Source organism: Acetobacter sp. (assembly GCF_047723915.1).
GTDB lineage: Bacteria > Pseudomonadota > Alphaproteobacteria > Acetobacterales > Acetobacteraceae > Acetobacter.
Genome location: NZ_JBDOBQ010000013.1, coordinates 1 through 4,283, shown reverse-complemented (window position 1 = coordinate 4,283; position 4,283 = coordinate 1). Strand labels below are relative to the sequence as shown.

The following is a 4,283-nucleotide window of genomic DNA, read 5'->3' as shown; positions in this document are numbered from 1 at the left end:
GCCAGTGCCAGTGCCAGTGCCAGTGCCAGTGTGGCCGCTCAGATTTACCTTAACGCGGGTGGCGGTGTTCAGTTGCTGATCAGGATATAATTGATCGTAACGTCGAAGTTGATGAATTCATCCTTCATGTCCGGTGGTACGGGGGGCAGTTGCGCTCCCTGGAACATGCCCATGGTCGAGGCGTCGAGTTCGACCGAGCCGGAGGAATTGGTTTCGAACACCTTGAACACATGGCCATCGCGGTCGAGGATGACATGCACCGAGGATGCGCCCTGCTGGCCCTGCTGGGCGGCTTCGGGCGGGTAGTAAAGGTGGCGTTGAATCCATGCGTCGATATCCGCCGCGTAATCGCTGCTGACGCCGTGGACCGTCGTGCGGGAGGAATAATGGGCGTTCAGCGCCCCGTTTTCCACCATCGGGCCAATGGACAGGTCCAGTGCTCCGCGCGACCCGCCGGGTCGGCCCCGCCGCTGGCGGCGCGGGGCCGGTGCCTCGTCGAAGGACAGGTCCATCGGGTTGTCGAAGGGCGAGGGCGTATGGTGGCTGGGTGCCGGGGTCGGGCGCGGGTGGGGAACGGGCCTGGCCGGGTGCTCCGGGGTGGTCCTGTGGCCCGTGACCGGGCGGGCCGGGTTTATGCGCTGCTCGGTCTGTTCAGGTTTTGAAATACCGTCATCGGATTTTGGCAGGGGGGGGGCCATGGGCGGTGTTTCGGTGGACTGGGTAGGGCCCTGCTGCGCCTCTGCCGGGGCGGGGGGCGAATTGCTGGCCTGCGACGGCTGCTTGGCCTGGTTGCCGCCACCCATATCAGGGGAGGGTTGGCCCACCATGCCGCTGGATGCTTCGGGCTGGGAAAAAACCATTTCCACCGGGGCATTCTGGCTGGTGCTGGGCGTGCCCGCCTTGGCATGGGTGGACGCCTTGTAGATCAGGGCTCCCAGCAGCAGCGCATGCGCGAGAAGGGATGCGGTAATGACCGGCCCCAGCGTGGATTCGGCGTAAAGTTCCTTGCGAATAAGCGGTGTTGCGGTGCCGCGTACCGTCCGCCCCGGTACTTTGGGTACGGGCAGGGCAGGGAACAGCCGGTTCCTGCGTTCGGTTTCAGGCCCGTCGGGGGTGTCGCGCAGGTCTGCCGCACCGCCCGCGCGTGACGGATCGGCCGCGAACAGGTCGGGGGTGGGCACCAGCCGGGGTTCCCGCCGGGACGCGGCGGGAAGACGAATCGCGTTAACCATGAACCGCCGGTATTCTCCCCAGATCGCGCAGGACAGGCCCATAGGGGGGCACGGCTCGCATGGACCACTGTGCCACCGCCACCCTGCCACCGCCAGAGGCGGCATGGTGCAGGCAGGATGCGGCCCTTTTACGGCAGGTGTTCCGTGTTCCGTACTGCCAGATGTACTGCATAAGTTCCCGCCTGATAAGCGCGCGGCCAGGGTTCATGGGCTGGTCGTTCGGCAGAACGCTCCTGTACCGCGACCGGGGTGGCGTGGTCGCGTCATGGAGCCGGTGCCGTATTACCAGATTTTGACACGGTGTTCCGGTGCCAGATACAGCGTATCGCCGGGTTTGACACCCCATGCGTCGTACCAGGCATCGATATTGTGCATGGGTATGTTCACCCGTGCCTGCGGGGGGGAATGGGGGTCCGTCACGGCCAGGCGGCGCACCGTGTCGTCGCGCAGTTTTTCACGCCAGACCTGCGCCCAGCCCAGAAAAACCCGCTGGTCCCCGCTCAGCCCGTCAATGACCGGGGCGGGCTTGCCCCCGAGCGAGGCATGGTAGGCGTCCAGCGCCAGTGTCAGGCCACCCAGGTCGGCAATGTTTTCGCCCATGGTCAGCTTGCCGTTCACATGCACGCCGGGCAGCACCTCGAACGCGTCGTACTGCGCGCCAAGGCGGTCGGCCAGTTTCTGGAACCGTTCGGCGTCCTCTTTCGTCCACCAGTCCTTCAGGCGACCGTGTTCGTCGAACTGGCGGCCTTCGTCATCGAAGGAATGGGTCATTTCATGGCCGATCACCCCGCCAATGGCCCCGTAATTCACTGCCGCATCCGCCTGCGGGTTGAAAAAGGGCGGCTGCAGGATGGCGGCGGGGAACACCACCTCGACAAAAAGCGGGTTGTTGTAGGCGTTCACGGTCTGGGGGGTCATGTCCCACTCGTTGCGGTCCACCGGCCTGTCAAGCCGTTCCAGCCAGTAACGCCATTCATAGGCCACGCCGTTGCGGGCGTTGCCGTATACGTCGCCCTGATGCACCGCAAGGCTTTTGTAGTCACGCCACGTGTTGGGGTAGCCCACCTGGATTTCAAAGCTTTCAAGCTTGTGCAGGGCGGCGTTGCGCGTGGTGGGGCTCATCCATGAGTTGGTGCGCAGCCTTTCGCGGAACGCGTTTTTCAGGTCGGCGGTCAGCTTCTGCATGGAGGCCCGGCTTTCGGGCGGGAAATAGCGCTGCACGTAAACCTTGCCCAGCGCCATGCCCATGGCCGCACTTGTGGCCTGCACGCCGCGTTTCCAGCGCGCGGCCAGCGTGGGCTGCCCGCTCAGCGCCTTGGTAAATTCGAACCGGGCGTCCTCAAAGCGTTCGGGCAGGTAGGTGGCGGTATTGTCCACAAGGTGAAAGGCCAGCCATGCCTTGAGCGTGTCCATGTCGGTTGTGGAGACGATACGGGCTTCCCCCGTCATGGTGTCGGGTTCACCCACGATCAGGGTGCGCTGGTACAGCCCCTGCGCGGGCAGGCCCGCCGCCCGCAGCCATGTCGCCCAGTCAAACCCCGGGGCCTTGGCGGTCAGTTCGGCCAGTGTCATGGGGTTGTAGGTTTTCTGCGGGTCGCGCAGGGCGGCGCGCGCCCAGTGAACCTGCGCCAGCCGGGTCTCGAACGCCACGATCGCGCTGGCGGCGCTGGCCGCGTCAGGCCAGTCGGCCAGGGTCAGGGCTTTTTCGACATAGGCCTGATAGGCTTTCTTTTTCGCGGTGAATTCGGGCTTGAGATAATAATCCCGGTCAGGCAGCCCCAGCCCCGCCTGATCGAGGTTGAGCGCATAGCGCGTGGGGTCCTTGGCGTCGGGGTTGATGCTGAGCGAGAACGGCGAGAACTGGAAATTTCCGACACCCGAGCCGGTCAGCGCGGCAAACCCCGTCATGTCCCTGAGCGCGCGTATGGTGTCCAGATCGGGGGCAAGGGGCTGGGTGCCCAGGTGTTCGACCTGCGCCGTATCCATGTACGACGCATAGAACGTGCCCAGTTTTTCCTCGATGGTGCGGGGGGTGGCCACCGGGTGGGCGGACAGGTCGTTCAGGATCGACTGCACCCGCGCGCGTGACAGTTCGGCCAGCGCATTGAAGGGGCCGTAGCTTGTCATGTCTGCCGGGATTTGTAGATGTTCGAGATAGGTGCCGTTCGCATAACGGAAAAAATCGTTGCCCGGCTTTACGCCCATATCCCGCCCGGACAGGTTGACCCCCCACGGCGCAAAGGCGCTCTGGTCCGCCTGTGCCGAAACCGCCGGGGGCTGGGGTTCCGCCGCACGGCTGCTGGCGGGGGCCAGGGCCATGCCAAGGGTAGCGGTGACAAGCAGGCTCAGACGGCTGGAAAGGCGGCTTGAAAAGCAGGTGGAATGGCGGGCGGCAACATGGGGCACTGGGCGGGTCTCCGGTCTTGGGTGGCAGGCGGCCTTTGCGGGTTCCGCCGGCCTTTGTCCATGCGGGCATGGTGTTCCACCCCCGCACATTAACGGGCTTGTCGGCGCCCGCCTACCCCGTGGGGCGTTGGCGGAGCTAAAAGAAACTTCACGCATGTGATCACGATCCTTTGGCAGACCTCTGGCGGCCATCGGGCGGGGGATGTCTGTCGGGCCGGGTGAATTGCTGCTAGTCTGGCCGGGCATAGGTGCGGCACTGGTGCAAAGACCGGAAAGGACAAGGGCGGGCCATGGTGTGTCTGGTGGTCAAGGCGGGAGGGGCACGGGTTTTTCCCCGCTGGCAGGAAATTTTTGCCCGTGTCGCACCCGAACTGGATGTGCGCGAATGGGACGACCCCACCCTGGACCCTGCCGCCATAGACTATGCCCTTGTCTGGCAGCCCGAACGCGGGCGGCTGGCCGCCATGCCCAATCTCAAGGCCATTCTCAGTGTCGCGGTGGGGGTCGACCACGTGACCTGCGACCCCACATGGTCACGCGCCATACCCCTGATCCGCATGGGCGATGATGAAATCCGTGTCCAGATGGCCGATTACGTCATCTGGGCGGTGCTCTCGCTCACGCGCGACGCCACGCGCTGGCAGC

General features: G+C 64.8%; 3 protein-coding genes and 1 pseudogene. 2 read left to right on the top strand and 2 right to left on the bottom strand.

Annotated features, from left to right (window positions below; genetic code table 11):
- Positions 1-68: 68 nt before the first annotated feature.
- Positions 69-1,232: a TonB family protein gene (locus tag ABF990_RS08635; RefSeq protein WP_415506547.1), complete on the bottom strand. Its 1,164-nt coding sequence runs from the start codon at positions 1,230-1,232 to the stop codon at positions 69-71.
- A 59-nt stretch (positions 1,233-1,291) separates the two neighbouring features.
- Between ABF990_RS08635 and ABF990_RS08630 the strand changes: the two genes are divergently transcribed.
- Positions 1,292-1,528, top strand: a complete 237-nt coding sequence (locus tag ABF990_RS08630; protein ID WP_415506546.1) for a hypothetical protein — start codon at positions 1,292-1,294, stop codon at positions 1,526-1,528.
- Here ABF990_RS08630 and ABF990_RS08625 read toward each other — a convergent pair.
- Positions 1,515-3,551 (bottom strand): M13 family metallopeptidase, encoded by a 2,037-nt coding sequence (locus tag ABF990_RS08625; protein ID WP_415506555.1) that lies wholly within the window; start codon positions 3,549-3,551, stop codon positions 1,515-1,517. The two genes, ABF990_RS08630 and ABF990_RS08625, sit on opposite strands and share 14 nt — an antisense overlap.
- A 377-nt stretch (positions 3,552-3,928) precedes the next feature.
- Here ABF990_RS08625 and ABF990_RS08620 point away from each other — a divergent pair.
- Positions 3,929-4,283 (top strand): annotated as a pseudogene (locus ABF990_RS08620) (glyoxylate/hydroxypyruvate reductase A); the annotation flags it as partial.

Excerpts from the sequence above, each read along its gene's own strand:
- ABF990_RS08630 (WP_415506546.1), top strand. The coding sequence starts at position 1,292 with ATGGACCACTGTGCCACCGCCACCCTGCCACCGCCAGAGGCGGCATGG.
- ABF990_RS08625 (WP_415506555.1), bottom strand. The coding sequence starts at position 3,551 with ATGGCCCTGGCCCCCGCCAGCAGCCGTGCGGCGGAACCCCAGCCCCCG.
- ABF990_RS08635 (WP_415506547.1), bottom strand. The coding sequence starts at position 1,232 with ATGGTTAACGCGATTCGTCTTCCCGCCGCGTCCCGGCGGGAACCCCGG.